At 53.5% G+C, this 16,500-nt stretch carries 13 protein-coding genes; 4 read left to right on the top strand and 9 right to left on the bottom strand.

Going from position 1 to position 16,500, the window contains the following annotated elements:
- The first annotated feature begins 10 nt into the window (after positions 1–10).
- From ldtD to ACO7SM_RS13980, 3 genes are all read left to right on the top strand, one after another.
- Complete coding sequence (ldtD, locus tag ACO7SM_RS13990; RefSeq protein ID WP_490468041.1) at positions 11–1,852, top strand: L,D-transpeptidase; 1,842 nt, start codon at positions 11–13, stop codon at positions 1,850–1,852.
- 180 nt (positions 1,853–2,032) lie between these two features.
- On the top strand, positions 2,033–2,581 hold the full coding sequence (gene mepK / locus ACO7SM_RS13985) for a peptidoglycan L,D-endopeptidase MepK (RefSeq protein ID WP_276292207.1): 549 nt from the start codon (positions 2,033–2,035) through the stop codon (positions 2,579–2,581).
- A gap of 28 nt (positions 2,582–2,609) precedes the next feature.
- Positions 2,610–3,257 carry an MBL fold metallo-hydrolase gene (locus tag ACO7SM_RS13980; RefSeq protein WP_203358269.1) on the top strand — a complete coding sequence of 216 codons (648 nt, stop codon included), beginning with the start codon at positions 2,610–2,612 and terminating at the stop codon, positions 3,255–3,257.
- A gap of 47 nt (positions 3,258–3,304) precedes the next feature.
- Here ACO7SM_RS13980 and aspC read toward each other — a convergent pair whose 3' ends face one another.
- From aspC to pncB, 4 genes are all read right to left on the bottom strand, one after another.
- Positions 3,305–4,495 carry an aspartate transaminase gene (gene aspC / locus ACO7SM_RS13975; RefSeq protein ID WP_490468040.1) on the bottom strand — a complete coding sequence of 397 codons (1,191 nt, stop codon included), beginning with the start codon at positions 4,493–4,495 and terminating at the stop codon, positions 3,305–3,307.
- Positions 4,496–4,678: 183 nt separating this feature from the next.
- On the bottom strand, positions 4,679–5,776 hold the full coding sequence (gene ompF, locus ACO7SM_RS13970; RefSeq protein WP_490468039.1) for a porin OmpF: 1,098 nt from the start codon (positions 5,774–5,776) through the stop codon (positions 4,679–4,681).
- Positions 5,777–6,382: 606 nt separating this feature from the next.
- Complete coding sequence (gene asnS, locus ACO7SM_RS13965; protein WP_490468038.1) at positions 6,383–7,783, bottom strand: asparagine--tRNA ligase; 1,401 nt, start codon at positions 7,781–7,783, stop codon at positions 6,383–6,385.
- Positions 7,784–7,951: 168 nt separating this feature from the next.
- Entirely contained in the window at positions 7,952–9,154 is a 1,203-nt protein-coding gene (gene pncB, locus ACO7SM_RS13960) for a nicotinate phosphoribosyltransferase (RefSeq protein ID WP_490468037.1), read from the bottom strand.
- A gap of 266 nt (positions 9,155–9,420) precedes the next feature.
- Here pncB and pepN point away from each other — a divergent pair, with 266 nt between their 5' ends.
- Entirely contained in the window at positions 9,421–12,033 is a 2,613-nt protein-coding gene (gene pepN, locus ACO7SM_RS13955; RefSeq protein WP_490468036.1) for an aminopeptidase N, read from the top strand.
- A 103-nt stretch (positions 12,034–12,136) separates the two neighbouring features.
- Here pepN and ssuB read toward each other — a convergent pair whose 3' ends face one another.
- The 5 genes from ssuB to ssuE are packed head-to-tail and all read right to left on the bottom strand — an operon-like array spanning position 12,137 to position 16,388.
- Positions 12,137–12,904, bottom strand: coding sequence for an aliphatic sulfonates ABC transporter ATP-binding protein (gene ssuB, locus ACO7SM_RS13950; protein WP_490468035.1), 768 nt, complete (start codon positions 12,902–12,904; stop codon positions 12,137–12,139).
- Positions 12,901–13,692: an aliphatic sulfonate ABC transporter permease SsuC gene (ssuC, locus tag ACO7SM_RS13945; RefSeq protein ID WP_490468034.1), complete on the bottom strand. Its 792-nt coding sequence runs from the start codon at positions 13,690–13,692 to the stop codon at positions 12,901–12,903. Before ssuC ends, ssuB begins: the two co-directional genes overlap by 4 nt.
- A gap of 11 nt (positions 13,693–13,703) precedes the next feature.
- Positions 13,704–14,849 carry an FMNH2-dependent alkanesulfonate monooxygenase gene (gene ssuD / locus ACO7SM_RS13940; RefSeq protein WP_490468033.1) on the bottom strand — a complete coding sequence of 382 codons (1,146 nt, stop codon included), beginning with the start codon at positions 14,847–14,849 and terminating at the stop codon, positions 13,704–13,706.
- Positions 14,846–15,820: a sulfonate ABC transporter substrate-binding protein gene (locus ACO7SM_RS13935; protein WP_490468032.1), complete on the bottom strand. Its 975-nt coding sequence runs from the start codon at positions 15,818–15,820 to the stop codon at positions 14,846–14,848. Before ACO7SM_RS13935 ends, ssuD begins: the two co-directional genes overlap by 4 nt.
- Positions 15,813–16,388 (bottom strand): NADPH-dependent FMN reductase, encoded by a 576-nt coding sequence (ssuE, locus tag ACO7SM_RS13930; protein WP_490468031.1) that lies wholly within the window; start codon positions 16,386–16,388, stop codon positions 15,813–15,815. The genes ACO7SM_RS13935 and ssuE overlap by 8 nt, the downstream gene beginning before the upstream one ends.
- Positions 16,389–16,500: the final 112 nt, after the last annotated feature.

Here is a 16,500-nt window from a genome sequence, read left to right as displayed (position 1 = left end):
GGGGCAAGGGATGTTGCTTAATAAAATATGTGGTCGTCGACTCTCGGCAATCAGTTTATGCCTGGTCGTAATATTTGCTCCACTGTTTAGTGTGCAGGCCGACGAGCCTGAAATGATTCCAGGTGACAGTTCCGCCGCGCTCAGCGAACAGCCTACCGCGCTGTCGCAGCCGCAAGCCCAGTCGCCCGTCACTGCGATGATGGCCGGGATTCAGCCTCTTCCAGAAGGCGCCGCAGATAAAGCCCGCGCCGAAATACAATCACAATTACCGTCCGGGTATACACCGGTCTATATGAATCAGCTCGAGCTTCTGTACGCGGCGCGAGAGATGAAGCCGATGTGGGAGAACCGCGAGGCGGTAAAAGCGTTCCAGCAGCAGTTGGCTGAGGTTGCGATTGCCGGATTTCAACCGCAGTTTACCACCTGGGTTGCGCTGCTGACCGATCCCTCGGTGACGGGCCTGGCACGGGATACCGTCCTCTCTGATGCGATGATGGGCTATCTCCATTTTATCGCCAACATTCCGGTGAAAGGCACGCGTTGGTTGTATAGCGATAAACCCTATGCGCTGGCGACACCGCCCATTTCGGTCATTAACCAGTGGCAGGTCGCGCTGGAAAATGGTCAGCTCACTCCGTTTGTAACGAGTCTGGCGCCTCAGCACCCTCAGTATGCGGAAATGCACGGTGATTTGCTGAAGCTGGTGGGGGATTCTCGCCCGTGGCCGCAGTTGAGCAGCACGGCGACACTGCGACCCGGCCAATGGAGTAATGACGTTCCTGCGCTGCGGGAGATTTTACAGCGGACAGGTATGCTGGACGGTGGGCCAAATATCGCCTTGCCTGGCGATGAAACGCCGGCCAGTGCGGTAGTGAGTCCTTCCGCCGTTGCCGTTGACGCGAAACCGGCAGCGCGCAAAACACATCCGCAACGTAAATCGGCTCCCGCCGTTTACGATCGTGAACTGGTTGAGGGCGTCAAACGTTTTCAGGTGTGGCAGGGGCTGGGGGCTGATGGCTCCGTGGGGCCGGCAACCCGTGACTGGTTAAACGTGACTCCCGCGCAACGTGCAGGTGTCCTGGCGCTGAATATTCAGCGTTTGCGGCTACTGCCGGGTGAATTATCCACCGGTATTATGGTGAATATCCCGGCCTATTCACTGGTCTATTACCAGAACGGCAACCAGGTGTTAGCGTCGCGCGTTATTGTTGGGCGTCCCGATCGCAAAACGCCGATGATGAGCAGCGCATTGAATAACGTGGTTGTTAACCCGCCGTGGAATGTCCCGCCGACGCTGGCGCGTAAAGACATCCTGCCGAAACTGTGGAACGACCCCGGATATCTGGAGCGTCACGGTTATACCGTGATGCGTGGCTGGAACAGCAAACAGGCAATCGACCCCTGGCAGGTCGACTGGGGGACGATTACCGCCTCAAATCTTCCGTTCCGCTTCCAGCAGGCGCCGGGCGCGCGCAACTCATTGGGGCGCTATAAATTCAATATGCCCAGTTCTGAGGCGATTTATCTGCACGATACGCCAAACCACACGTTGTTCCAGAAGGACACGCGCGCGCTCAGTTCCGGATGTGTGCGTGTGAATAAAGCGTCGGAGTTGGCGAATATGCTGCTGCAGGATGCGGGCTGGAATGATACCCGCATCTCCGATGCTCTGAAGCAGGGTGATACACGGTATGTCAACATTCGCCAAAATATTCCGGTTAATCTCTATTATCTGACGGCGTTCGTCGGTGCTGATGGACGCACCCAGTATCGTACAGATATTTACAATTATGATCAGACGGCGCGATCCAGTGCACAGATCATGTCAAAAGCAGAGCAATTAATCAGGTAAATGAAGACGTTCTACTTAATCTGTTGTCGTAATACTTAGCCGCAACGGGGCCGATTGGCTGCAGGCCCCGTCGTTGCTGGGGATGGGTTGTCTTGACGTCGGCTTTTTTGCCAGTTAAGGTGCCCCTCGTGCGCCAGAAGTGCATATTAACGATAACATTTACCTGTAGACCTGATTATCATGGACAAATTCAACGCTAATCGCCGCAAATTGCTGGCGTTAGGTGGTGTTGCCCTCGGTGCAGCCATCTTGCCCACGCCTACGTTTGCAACCCTCTCTACCCCTCGTCCGCGCATTTTGACACTCAATAATCTCCATACCGGAGAGTCGATAAAAGCGGAGTTTTTCGATGGCAGAGCCTATATTCAGGATGAATTAGCAAAACTTAATCATTTTTTCCGTGATTTTCGCGCGAATAAAGTGAAGTCCATCGACCCAGGATTGTTCGACCAGCTCTTTCGCCTTCAGGGGCTCTTAGGAACCCGTAATCCCGTACAGCTCATCTCGGGTTATCGTTCGGCGGATACCAATAACGAATTACGCGCCCGCAGCCGTGGTGTAGCGAAAAAAAGCTATCACACGAAAGGGCAGGCAATGGATTTCCATATAGAAGGCGTTTCATTGAGTAATATTCGCAAAGCTGCGTTATCTATGCGCGCAGGTGGTGTAGGATACTACCCACGCAGTAACTTTGTGCATATTGACACCGGGCCGGCACGGCACTGGTGATCCACAGGCTTAACGAAACAGGAGCAGTATGAACTATCGTATTATTCCGGTCACCGCATTCGCTCAGAATTGCTCATTAATCTGGTGTGAGCAAACCCGTCTGGCCGCGCTGGTTGATCCCGGCGGCGATGCAGAGAAGATCAAACGCGAAGTCGAGGCCAGTGGCGTTACGCTCACGCAGATTCTTCTCACGCACGGTCATCTTGATCATGTTGGTGCGGCGGGTGAACTGGCTGAACATTATGGTGTGCCTGTGATCGGCCCGGAAAAAGAAGATGAGTTCTGGCTGCAGGGTTTACCGGCGCAAAGTCGCATGTTTGGCCTGGGAGAGTGTCAGCCTCTGACGCCTGACCGTTGGCTGAATGAAGGAGATCGTGTGAGCGTAGGGAATGTGACTTTACAGGTGTTGCATTGTCCGGGACACACGCCAGGGCACGTGGTCTTCTTTGATGAACAATCGCAGTTACTGATTGCCGGTGATGTGATTTTCAAAGGCGGCGTTGGGCGCAGTGATTTCCCGCGTGGGGATCACAATCAGCTGATCGACTCGATTAAACGTAAATTGTTGCCATTGGGCGACGATGTGACGTTTATCCCCGGGCACGGTCCGCTTTCCACGCTGGGCAACGAACGGTTGCATAATCCGTTCCTGCAGGACGAAATGCCCGTCTGGTAACCGCATAAAAAAGCCCGCAATTGCGGGCTTTGTTTTTTCCGACTGTTTTACAGTACGGCAACAATGGCTTCGCACAGCGGCGCCATGTTATCTGGCGTCATGCCTGCCACGTTAACACGACCAGAAGCCACAGCGTAGACACCAAACTCTTCACGCAGACGCAGAACCTGTTCTTTGGTCAGACCGCTGAACGAGAACATGCCGTTTTGTTTGATGATGAAGCTGAAGTCGCGGTTCGCGCCTTTCTCTTGCAGGGTATTCACAAACAACAGACGCATACGCTGAATACGCTGGCGCATATCGGTCAGTTCTTGTTCCCAGATAGCACGCAGAGCGTCGTTGCTCAGAATGGTCGCCACTACCGATGCACCGTGCGCCGGTGGGTTAGAGTAGTTCGCGCGAATAACGGACTTCATCTGGCTGAAGGCACGGTCAACGGTTTCAGCATCTGCCGCCACCAGCGTACAGGCACCGACGCGTTCGTTATACAGGCCAAAGTTTTTGGAGTAAGAACTCGCGACGATCAGTTCTTTATGCAGCCCGGCGAAAGCGCGCAGACCTTCTGCATCTTCTTCCAGACCACGGGCAAAGCCCTGATAGGCGAAGTCAAACAGCGGCAGCCAACCTTTCTCAACGGAAAGCTGAGCCAGCGTTTGCCATTGTTCAAGCGTAGGATCAATACCGGTTGGGTTGTGGCAGCAGCCGTGGAACAGAACGACATCGCCCGCCTGAGCGTCGCTCAGACTGCTCAGCAGCGCGTCAAAGTCCAGACAATGGTTTTCAGCGTCGTAATACGCATATTCACGTACTTCCAGACCGGCGGAATTAAAGACGCTCTTATGGTTTGGCCAGCTCGGATTGCTCACCCATACGCGTTTGGCCGTCGTATTTTTTGCCAGGAAATCAGCCGCAACGCGCAGAGCGCCTGTACCACCAGGGGTTTGTGCAGTGCGAGCGCGTTTGTCGTTAATCAGGGCGTTACCTTTGCCAAATAACAGTTCCTGAGTGCAACGGCCAAACTCCTGAATACCGTCAATGCCGAGGTAATTTTTCGTCGTTTCATTTTCGAGTAAATATTGCTCGGCTTTTTTAACGCTGGTTAGCACCGGCGTTTTGCCAGTCTCATCTTTATAGACACCGATACCCAGGTTAATTTTCCCAGGACGGTCATCGGCACGAAACAAATCGGCCAGACCCAGAATGGGGTCGGCAGGAGCGGCGGTAATGTTCTCAAACATGACGAGGTTCCATTGTAGTTACAGAAGGAAAATCCGTAATCAGGTTAACGGGAGATTTACAAAATGCCAACTGTTAGTGACAAAAAGCCTGATTGTTTTTCTAAGACACGAGAATTTGCTGGCAGACATAAAAAAACAGGACCGAAGTCCTGTTTTTTAGGCATTTAACAAAGAGGTCTGCTATTAGAACTGGTAAACGATACCGACAGCAACGGTGTCGTCGGAGCCGATACCCAGTTCGTTATCAGAATCGATCTGGTTGATGATGTAGTCGACGTAGGTGGACATGTTTTTGTTGAAGTAGTAGGTTGCGCCCACTTCGAAGTAGTTCACGAGATCAACATCGCCGATGCCTTCGATATCTTTACCTTTAGATTTGGTATAAGCGATGGACGGACGCAGACCGAAGTCGAACTGATACTGAGCAACCAGCAGGACGTCTTCAGTTTTGTTCGCGTAACCATTAAGGCCATTGATGCCGTTAGAGATACGGGTTGCGTTATGCGTTTCGCTGTAGTTAGCCGCCAGGTAGATGCTGTTCGCATCATATTTCACGCCAGCCGCCCACTGCTCAGCTTTCGCGCCACCGTTAGCATAGGCCAATCCTTCCTGAGCGTTGGTACGGTCAGCCGCGCCGTAGGCACCGACGACACCGAAACCTTCGTACTCATAGCTGATTGAACCGCCAACACCATCACCGTTAGAACGACGAACATCGCTGTCACGCTCGTTTTTACCCAGGTACTGTACAGCGAAGTTCAGACCGTCAACCAGGCCGAAGAAGTTGGCGTTACGGTAAGTCGCCAGACCACCGTTACGCTGAGCGAAGAACATGTCAGAGGCGGCGGTATCACCACCAAACTCTGGCAGCATATCGGTGTAGCCCAGTGCATCGTAAACAACGCCGTAGTTACGACCGTAGTCGAAAGAACCGTAATCGCCGTATTTCAGACCCGCGAAAGCCAGACGGGTTTTGTTACCGTCTTGAGCGTCGCTACCGCCTTCGGAGTTGTTACCGGCAAAGTTATATTCCCACTGACCGTAGCCGGTCAGATCGGAGTTGATCTGTGTTTCCCCTTTGAAACCAAGACGGGCATAAGTTTCGTCGCCGTTGCCGCCGTAACTGTTTTTGCCGTTGTCTTTAGAAAAATAACGTAAACCTACTGCTTTACCGTACAGGTCCAGCTTATTGGCATCTTTGTTGTAGATTTCTGCTGCGTTTGCGGTACCTGCTGCCAGCAGTGCAGGGATAACCACTGCCAGAATGTTGCGCTTCATCATTATTTATTACCCTCATTGGTTTTTTTATGACACCTGCCACTGCCGTCAATAAATTCTGTCAATAATAATTTACGAAACTATTGATGAGAGTTTGGTGTCTTTATGTGTCTGACAGGCATCTTTCCATTCAAACTAACGTTTCGCTACAGCGAAAATGCTACAAATATAAAGATTTTGTTTCTATAAGAAAAAATGTGTAACAAAAAATTAAATTTGATGAACTTTGTGAACGCCGTCAAATTTCAGCGCTTTTTCTCGATTTGAAACGCCGTTTTTAATTCCATTTATATGATTTTCTTATGTTTAATTTAGATAAGAGGACGTATTTTCACGTAATGGAGCCGCTGGCAAGGTGAGTCGTATTTCATTTGAAGACATCTGGACTTCCAAACAGGAGGTCAAAAAATGTGCTATAAGCTAAGGGGAAACTCATCTTCAACATAAATTTGCATATATTTTGTTCATAAATATTGCAGAGAAATATGACGTAACAAGAATGTGGATTTGAGGGGTTGCTATTAAATTTGATTACTTCTCGCTCACAAAACTTGACAATTGCACAGATAAAAAAGGCCAGCGAGGCTGGCCTTTAGAGGTGACGGGGGATTAGAAGCTGGCGTTACGCGGTGTACGCGGGAACGGAATCACATCACGGACGTTTTGCACGCCAGTGACATACGCGATCAGACGTTCGAAGCCCAGACCGAAACCTGAGTGCGGAACAGTACCGTAGCGACGCAGATCGCGATACCACCAGTAATCTTCTTTATTCAGGCCCATTTCAGCCATACGCGCATCCAGCACATCGAGACGCTCTTCACGCTGAGAACCGCCAATAATTTCGCCGATACCCGGCGCTAACACGTCCATTGCGGCCACGGTTTTACCGTCTTCGTTAAGGCGCATATAGAACGCCTTAATGTCTTTCGGGTAGTTTTTAACGACCACAGGCGCTTTAAAGTGTTCTTCCGCAAGGTAACGCTCATGCTCGGAAGACAGGTCTACACCCCAGAACACCGGGTTTTCAAATTTCTTACCGCAGTTTTCCAGAATGGTCACCGCATCGGTGTAATCGACCTGCGCAAAATCAGCTTCGATGAAACGTTCCAGACGGGAAACAGCGTCTTTGTCGACGCGTTCGGCGAAGAACTTCATGTCATCTGCACGTTCTTCCAGTACGGCCTTAAAGGCGTACTTCAACATCGCTTCTGCCAGACCCGCAACATCGTCCAGGTTTGCAAACGCCACTTCCGGTTCCAGCATCCAGAACTCCGCCAGATGGCGGCTGGTGTTGGAGTTTTCCGCACGGAAAGTCGGTCCAAAGGTATAGATTTTGGACAGCGCGCAGGCGTAAGTTTCACCGTTCAACTGACCAGAAACGGTCAGGAACGCTTCTTTACCAAAGAAGTCTTTGTCGAAATCAACTTTACCTTGATCGTTACGCGGCAGGTTTTCCAGATCCAGCGTAGAAACGCGGAACATTTCACCCGCGCCTTCCGTATCGGAAGCCGTGATCAGCGGTGTGGATACCCAAAAGAAACCCTGCTCGTGGAAAAAACGATGCAGCGCTTGTGCCAGCGTATGACGTACACGCGCTACCGCACCAATCATGTTGGTACGTGGACGCATATGCGCGACTTCACGCAGGTATTCAATGCTGTGACGTTTTGCCGCCATCGGATAGGTGTCTGGATCTTCAACCCAACCGGTCACTTCGACTTTGGTGGCCTGGATTTCAAAACTTTGTCCCTGACCTGGCGACGCAACGACATGGCCCGTTACAACCACCGAGCAACCGGTCGTCAGACGTAAAACGTCTTCATTGTAATTGGGCAGAGAATTATTGATGACAGCCTGTACAGGATCAAAGCAGGAACCGTCATAAACGGCGAGGAAGGAGATGCCAGCTTTTGAATCTCGGCGGGTACGTACCCATCCGCGCACGGTGACTTCGCTGTCAACGGCTACGCGGCCCTGGAGTACGTCGGCAACAGGCGCAACGCTCATAATATTCTCTCTGTTAATAGTCGGAAAAAATAAACACTTGTCCACCCTTATTGGGGGGATACCTATGTTACCTGGCATCTGCAATCAGACAAGCAGAATTCACAGGCAAATTGAAAGATTTCGGAAATAAACAAAAAATAAAGGGAGCCGAAACGGCTCCCTGGGAGATTAACTGGCTTTTTTGATATGCGGAAGGTCGAACGCTTTACGCAGCGCGCGCACAAACGCTTTGTCATGACAGATGGTTTTACCCGGGCTGTCTGACAATTTGGCGACGGGTTTACCGTTGCATTCCACCAGCTTAATGACAATATTCAGCGGCTTCACTTGCGGTAAGTCGCAGGTCAGGCGCGTGCCAATGCCAAAACTGAGCTGCACACGCGGTGAGAAATGACGATAAAGATCAATCGCTTTTTTCAAATCAAGATTGTCTGAGAAAACCAACGTTTTGGTTAACGGGTCAATGCCCAGCTTTTCATAATGCGCGATCGCCTTTTCACCCCACTCAACGGGATCGCCAGAGTCATGGCGCAGTCCCTGATAACGCGTCGCAAACTCCATACCAAAATCGCGCAAAAATGCGTCCATGGTGATGCAGTCGGTGAGTGCGATGCCAAGCTGGTCAGGATATTCATTCAGCCAGGCGGCAAGAGCCGCACGCTGACTGGTCGCCAGATCCGGGCTAATTTGCTGGTGCGCCTGGAACCACTCATGCGCCTGCGTGCCCATCGGGGTAAGCGACAACCGGCGAGCGAGGTCGTAGTTACTGGTACCGACAAACCACGGTTCCCGTTGAAGGCGTTCAACAATCGCTTGTTGCACCTCACGCGAGAAACGGCGGCGAGTGCCAAAATCCATCAGATGGAAGCGGGACATATCGAGATCGGCCGTTAACGCAGAGAAATCGACTAGCTTACTTTCCAGCGCATCAAGCGCCTGCGCCACGTTCGCTTCTGGCGTACGATATCGGTGCACCAGTTCACTGATCACCGCCAACAGCGGAACTTCCCACATGATGACTTCACGCCACGGGCCGGTTAAGCGGATATTCAGCTTACCGTCATCATTCGTGACGCTCACCTGTTCGGGGTTGTAGCGGAATTCCCGTAACCAGTTAAGGTAATCAGCATTAAAGAAGGGCAGGTTGGAGAGCCATGTAAACTCGTCCTCCTGAAGTTGCAGGTGCTGCATCGCATCCACCTGCTCGCGAATTGCATCGGCATAAATACCCAGCAGGTCGTCGCCGCGGCAACGAAACTCCGCCGCTACGTGAACATCGTAGTAGCGGTGAAAAACGGCTTGCTGCATATGCAACTTATAAGCGTCTGTATCCAGCAGCGAGTGCAGAACAGGAGAAGCGAATTGTGTCATAGGTGCGCAGTAGCATCCTCTCACGGGAGCGTTTAGTACAATAAACAACTAAGAAAACCGCTGGAGTATACCTTGTTTAGCGATTTATTGAACCCCGATCACAACATAAGCGCTCTTTGGGGTCGAGTACATTTCGTGCCTCGTGTTATAAAAATGTAGCGAAAAGGGTGTTTGTGCCTGAAAAGATGAACATTCTGCGTAGCGTGATTTACACAACAGGAATAGACTGGAGTCGAGACTCTATAGAAGATGCTAAAGGTTTTTTTATGACACAACAGCCACAAGCCAAATACCGTCACGACTATCGTGCGCCGGATTACCAGATTACTGATATTGATTTGACCTTTGACCTGAATGCTGAAAAAACCGTGGTCACTGCCGTGAGCCAGGCTGTTCGTCATGGCGCGTCGGATGCCTCACTTCGCCTCGACGGCGAAGACCTGACGCTGGTGTCAATCCACGTGAATGACCTGCCGTGGACAGCGTATAAAGAAGAAGAGGGTGCGCTGATCCTCAGCGACTTGCCGGAGCGTTTTACCCTGCGCATTGTCAATGAAATCAGCCCCGCGGCGAATACCGCGCTGGAAGGGTTATACCAGTCCGGTGATGCGTTATGTACGCAGTGTGAAGCAGAAGGCTTCCGTCATATTACCTGGTATCTCGACCGCCCGGACGTACTGGCGCGTTTTACCACCAAAATCATTGCTGACAAAAGCAAATATCCGTTCCTGCTCTCCAACGGCAACCGTGTCGGGCAGGGCGAACTGGAAAACGGGCGTCACTGGGTACAGTGGCAAGATCCCTTCCCAAAACCTTGCTACCTCTTTGCGCTGGTCGCCGGGGATTTCGACGTCCTGAGCGACACCTTCACCACCCGTTCCGGGCGGAAAGTGGCGCTGGAGCTGTACGTTGATCGCGGCAATCTGGATCGCGCGCCGTGGGCGATGACGTCGCTGAAAAATTCCATGAAGTGGGATGAAGAGCGCTTCGGTCTCGAATATGACCTCGACATCTATATGATTGTCGCCGTCGACTTCTTTAATATGGGCGCGATGGAGAATAAAGGACTCAACATCTTTAACTCCAAATACGTGCTGGCGCGTACCGATACCGCCACCGATAAAGATTACCTCGACATTGAACGCGTCATCGGACACGAATATTTCCACAACTGGACCGGTAACCGCGTGACCTGCCGCGACTGGTTCCAGTTGAGTCTGAAAGAGGGCTTAACGGTGTTCCGCGATCAGGAGTTCAGCTCCGATCTCGGTTCCCGTGCGGTTAACCGCATCAGTAATGTGCGCACGATGCGCGGTTTACAGTTTGCTGAAGATGCCAGCCCGATGGCGCATCCTATCCGCCCGGACAGTGTCATCGAGATGAACAACTTCTACACCCTGACCGTTTACGAGAAGGGATCAGAAGTCATTCGCATGATCCACACCCTGCTGGGCGAAGCGAATTTCCAGAAGGGGATGCAGCTTTACTTCGAGCGCCACGATGGCAGCGCGGCGACCTGCGATGATTTTGTACAGGCGATGGAAGATGCGTCAAACGTCGACCTCTCTCATTTCCGTCGCTGGTACAGCCAGTCCGGTACACCGGTAGTCACCGTAAAAGACGACTACAACCCGGAAACCGAGCAGTACACCCTGACCATCAGTCAGCGTACGCCTGCAACGGCGGATCAGGCAGAGAAGAAACCGCTGCATATTCCGTTTGCTATCGAACTGTATGATAACAAAGGCAAAGTGATTCCGTTGCAGAAGGGTGGCCATCCGGTCAATTCCGTGCTCAATGTGACGCAATCTGAGCAGACATTTGTCTTCGATAACGTCTACTTCCAGCCGGTTCCCGCACTGCTTTGCGAGTTTTCTGCGCCGGTGAAGCTGGAGTATAAATGGAGCGATCAGCAACTGACCTTCCTGATGCGTCACGCGCGTAATGATTTCTCCCGCTGGGATGCGGCGCAAAGTCTGCTGGCGACCTATATCAAGCTGAACGTTGCGCGTCATCAGCAGGGGCAACCGCTCTCTCTGCCGGTTCATGTTGCTGACGCCTTCCGCGCGGTACTTCTGGATGAGAAGATCGATCCCGCGCTGGCGGCGGAGATCCTGACGCTGCCTTCCGCCAATGAAATGGCCGAACTGTTTGAGATTATCGATCCGCTGGCGATCGCCGCCGTGCGCGAAGCATTAACCCGCACGCTGGCGACGGAACTGGCTGATGAGTTGCTGGCGATTTATAACGCTAACCATCTCGATGAGTACCGGGTTGAGCATGCCGACATCGGCAAGCGTACGCTGCGCAACACCTGTCTGCGATTCCTGGCCTTTGGTGAAACCGAACTCGCAAATACATTAGTGAGCCGACAGTACCAGAAAGCCAACAATATGACCGACGCGCTGGCGGCACTTTCTTCGGCGGTGGCGGCGCAACTGCCGTGTCGCGATGCCCTGATGCAAGAGTACGACGATAAGTGGCATCAGGATGGGTTGGTGATGGATAAATGGTTCATCCTGCAATCCACCAGTCCGGCCGACAACGTGCTGGAGACGGTACGTGGTCTGCTGAAACACCGCTCCTTCACCCTGAGTAACCCGAACCGTATTCGCTCATTGATTGGTGCGTTTGCTGGCAGTAACCCGGCAGCGTTCCACGCCGAAGACGGTAGCGGTTATCAGTTCCTGGTCGAAATGCTGACGGAGCTCAACAGCCGCAACCCGCAGGTGGCTTCACGGTTGATAGAACCGCTGATCCGACTGAAACGTTATGATGCCAAACGTCAGGCGAAAATGCGTGCGGCACTGGAACAGTTGAAAGGTCTGAAGAATCTCTCCGGCGATCTGTTCGAGAAAATCAGTAAGGCGTTAGCCTGAGACATTGACCTGTCGTTTGTAGGCCGGATAAGGCGGTAACGCCGCCATCCGGCAAAATGCCCGGTGGCGCTCACGCTTACCGGGCTTACAACGTTCTGAATGCTTACCCATGCCGACGGATCGGCTGTCCCGTTACCCCACGCTGCATCACCCGGTTTAACACTTCAGCTTCCAGCTCGGCTAAACGCACTGAACCCAGGCGGCGCGGGCGCGGGATATCCACGGTCAGATCCAGACCGATTTTCCCATCCTCAATCAACAGCACGCGGTCGGCCATGGCAACCGCTTCGCTGACGTCATGCGTCACCAGCAGCACGGTGAAACCATGCTCCTGCCACAGCGAGACGATTAAATCCTGCATCTCCAGACGGGTTAAGGCATCCAGTGCGCCGAGCGGTTCATCCAACAGCAACAGGCCGGGACGATGGATCAAGGCGCGCGCCAGCGCCACTCGCTGCTTCTGCCCCCCGGAGAGTGCGGCAGGCCATTCGGATGCGCGGTTTTCCAGACCGACTGCCGCCAGCGCCTTGCGCGCAGCGTCCTGCCAGTTACCTTTCAGCCCCAGCCCGACATTGTCGATAACGGACTTCCACGGGAGCAGCCGCGCATCCTGAAACATCATTCGTGTATCGTCCTGGATTTCTGCCAGCGGGGTGGTTCCGGCGAGCAATTCGCCTGCCGTCGGTGTTTCCAGTCCGGCCAGCAGTCGCAGCAGGGTACTTTTACCCCCGCCGCTACGCCCGACCACGGCGACAAACTGGCCTGCCGGAATATGCAGATCCAATTGATTGAGCACGGTATTGCTGGCGTAGCGCCTGGTGACCGCATTGAGCAGCAGCGGCGTACCCTGATTCAGACGTGCGGTATTCATACGGTTGCCTCCTTCACGTAATAGGCCGGGTTCCAGCGTAACCAGATGCGCTCAAGCAGTTGTGCGCTAACATCGGCGAGTTTACCGAGCAGGGCATAGAGAATAATGGCGACCACGACCACATCCGTTTGCAGAAATTCGCGGGCATTCATCGCCAGGTAGCCAATCCCGGAGTTCGCTGAAATCGTTTCGGCCACAATTAACGTCAGCCACATCAACCCAAGTGCAAAACGAACGCCCACCATAATCGAGGGGAGGGCGCCAGGCAGGATCACATGGATAAACAGCGGGAAGCCCGACAGGCCGTAACTGCGCGCCATCTCCACCAATCCACGATCGATATTGCGGATCCCGTGCCAGGTGTTGATATACAAAGGAAACAGTGTCCCCAGCGCGACCAGAAAGATCTTCGCGGATTCATCAATACCAAACCACAGGATAACCAGTGGGATCAGCGCCAGATGCGGTACGTTACGCAACATCTGAATTGAAGTATCCAGCAGACGTTCCCCCCAGCGGGAAAGACCGCTGATAAGCCCCAGCGTCAGGCCAATCGATCCGCCGATCGAAAAGCCGATCAGCGCACGCCAGGAACTAATCGCTAAATGCTGCCACAGCTCACCGCTGATGGAGAGTGTCCAGAACGCTTCAACCACGCCTTCCGGTGAAGGGAACAGGCGACCGGAGAGCCAGCCGGTTGAAGATGCAAGCTGCCAGAGTGCAACGATGCCCACCGGTAAAAACCAGGGGGCAACGCGCAGCAACCCTTTATGAGTTCGCGTTGCCATCAATGTATTCCTTAACGTTGCGCGACGTTACGCGGGATAAATTCGTTTGCTACCGCTTCACCCTGCTGAAGCAGTGGCTGCGGTTGCGGGATTTCCGGTATCGCGATATCCAGATGCGGGAACAGCAACTCGCCCACTTTGTACGCCTCTTCGAGATGCGGATAACCGGAGAGGACAAAGCTGTCGATGCCGAGCGCCGCATACTCATTAATACGTGCCGCCACCGTGGGGCCATCGCCCACCAGCGCGGTTCCCGCACCGCCACGCACCAGCCCGACGCCCGCCCACAGATTTGGGCTGATTTCCAGCTTATCCCGCTTGCCGTTATGCAGCGCCGCCATACGATGCTGACCGACGGAGTCGGTTCTGGCGAAAGCCGCCTGTGCTTTGGCAATGGTGTCATCGTCCAGATGTGCAATCAGCCGATCCGCGGCCTGCCAGGCTTCTTCATTGGTTTCGCGAACAATGACATGCAAACGAATACCAAAGCGGATCTTGCGCCCGCGCGCGGCGGCTTTGGCGCGTACCTGTTCGATCTTCTCTCTCACCAGCTCTGGCGGTTCGCCCCAGGTGAGATAAAGATCAACCTGTTCGGCGGCCAGATCCTGCGCCACGTCCGATGAACCGCCAAAGTAGAGGGGAGGGTGCGGCTGCTGTATCGGCGGGAAGAACAGCTTTGCCCCGCGAACGTGAATATGTTTGCCGTGAAAATCGACGGTTTCACCCAGCAATAACCGCCGCCAGACCTGAGTAAATTCATCGGAGGCGGCATAGCGGTCGCTGTGATCGAGGAAAACGCCGTCCCCTGCCAGCTCCTGTGGGTCACTGCCGGTGACCAGGTTAAAGAGCGCGCGGCCATTGGAGAGCCTGTCGAGCGTCGCGGCCTGGCGCGCGGCGACCGTGGGTGACGTTACGCTGGGGCGCAACGCCACGAGGAACTTGAGCCGTTGCGTTACCGGGATCATTGACGCCGCAACCAGCCACGCATCTTCGCAGGAGCGCCCGGTAGGGATCAGTACACCGGTAAAGCCCAGACGGTCTGCGGTTTGCGCGATTTGTTGCAGATAACCGTGAGTGACCGGGCGCGAACCTTCTTCTGTTCCCAGATAGTGCCCGTCACCGTGTGTCGGTAAAAACCAGAACATATTCAAACTCATAATTTAGCTCCTTCCTGCGAAGTGGCGTGCCAGATGCGGTCGCGAATATCGATTTTTTTCGGTACCAGGCGGTTGTCGTAAAACAGATCGGCGGTTTGTTGCTGTAGTGCGGCAACCGTGGCGTCAACCGGCGCTATTATGGTTGGGGGGCGGTGATCCAGATAGCTGGCGATCACCGGTGCGGGTAATCCCATCGTTTTGGCAAGCAGCGCAATACTTTGCTCGCGTTGGCTCAGCGTCAGCGCATCGGCCTGACTGAAGGTGTTGAGCACGCCCTGAATAAAGGCGCCATTTTTTTCAGCATACGGGCGTGCCGCCAGATAGAACGACCCGGTTTGTTTCAAGTCAGAGCCGTCCTTCAGTACACGCACGCCGCCTTGCAGCAGGGCGGCTGAATAGTAGGGATCCCAGATAGCCCAGGCATCGACGTTCCCCTGCTGGAAGGCCGCGCGGGCGTCCGCCGGGGTCAGAAAGGTCGGTTGAATATCGGTAAATTTTAACCCGGCCTGCTGCAAAGCCCGGAGCAACAGGTTGTGTGAACTGGAGCCTTTCTGGAAAGCGACCTTGCGCCCTTTTAGATCCGCCACGCTTTTAATGGGGCTGTTTTCAGGCACCAGAATCACTTCCGCTTTCGGTTTAGGCGGTTCGACGCCGACATACACCAGATCGGCCCCAGCGGCCTGCGCGAAGATCGGTGGAATATCGCCAGTGCTGCCCAGGTCGATACTGCCGACATTCAGCGCTTCAAGCATCTGCGGCCCCGCCGGGAATTCTATCCAGGAAATTTTCGTTTGCGGATAGCGTGTTTCCAGAAGCTGGTGGCTTTTTGCCAGCACCATACTGATGCTGCCTTTCTGATAACCGATACGCAGCGTCTCTGGCGCGGAGGTCGCTGCGTGAGACAGGGCTGAAAGTGACAGTAAACCGGTCAGCGCCAGCCAGGGGGAATGACGTTTGAAGAGATTAAGCATGGGCGATCCCCTGCGTTGAGTGAAAGGTGGGAACCTGTACATCCCGACGATGCAGCGCGTGCCAGAACGTCTCGAGAGCGTTGTCCAGGCGCAGTTGTAGATTCGGGGTGAAGTGCGGTTTATGCTGATAATCAATAACCTGAGAGTCATCAGCAAACACGCCATGCAGAATTTCCTGCGCTTTAAGCGCGCTTAATACGGGCTTAAGTGCATAGTCAACGGCCAGTAAATGCGCGACGGTGCCGCCGGTGGCGAGCGGCAACACCACTTTCCCTTCGAGCGCCCGCTCAGGCAGCAGGTCAAGCAACGTTTTTAACGCCCCGGAATAGGCCGCTTTATAAACGGGGGTGGCGACAATCAGTCCATCGGCCTCTTTTAACTGGGCGACCAGGGTTTTCAGCGCGGGGCTGTCGAATCGCGCATATAAAAGATCCTCAGGCGCAAAGTTGTGGAGATTCCAGTGGCAGACCTCGACATCCAGAGCACTGAGTTTTTCACGGGCATATTCCAGTAACGCACTGGAACGAGAGGGAAAACGCGGACTTCCCGCCAGAGTGATAATGCGCATATTCTCAATCTCTCCTTATAACCAATTATTTGCTTTTTACTAACATTGATAACAATTTGTGCAGTCTGACAGAGAGATTTTGTGAATCGAAATGATTTATCCGGCAGAGAAA

The sequence above is a fragment of the Citrobacter sp. LJND-P06 genome (genome assembly GCF_058188415.1).
Note: the sequence above shows the minus strand (reverse complement) of the source record. Positions and strands in the feature narration are given on the sequence as shown.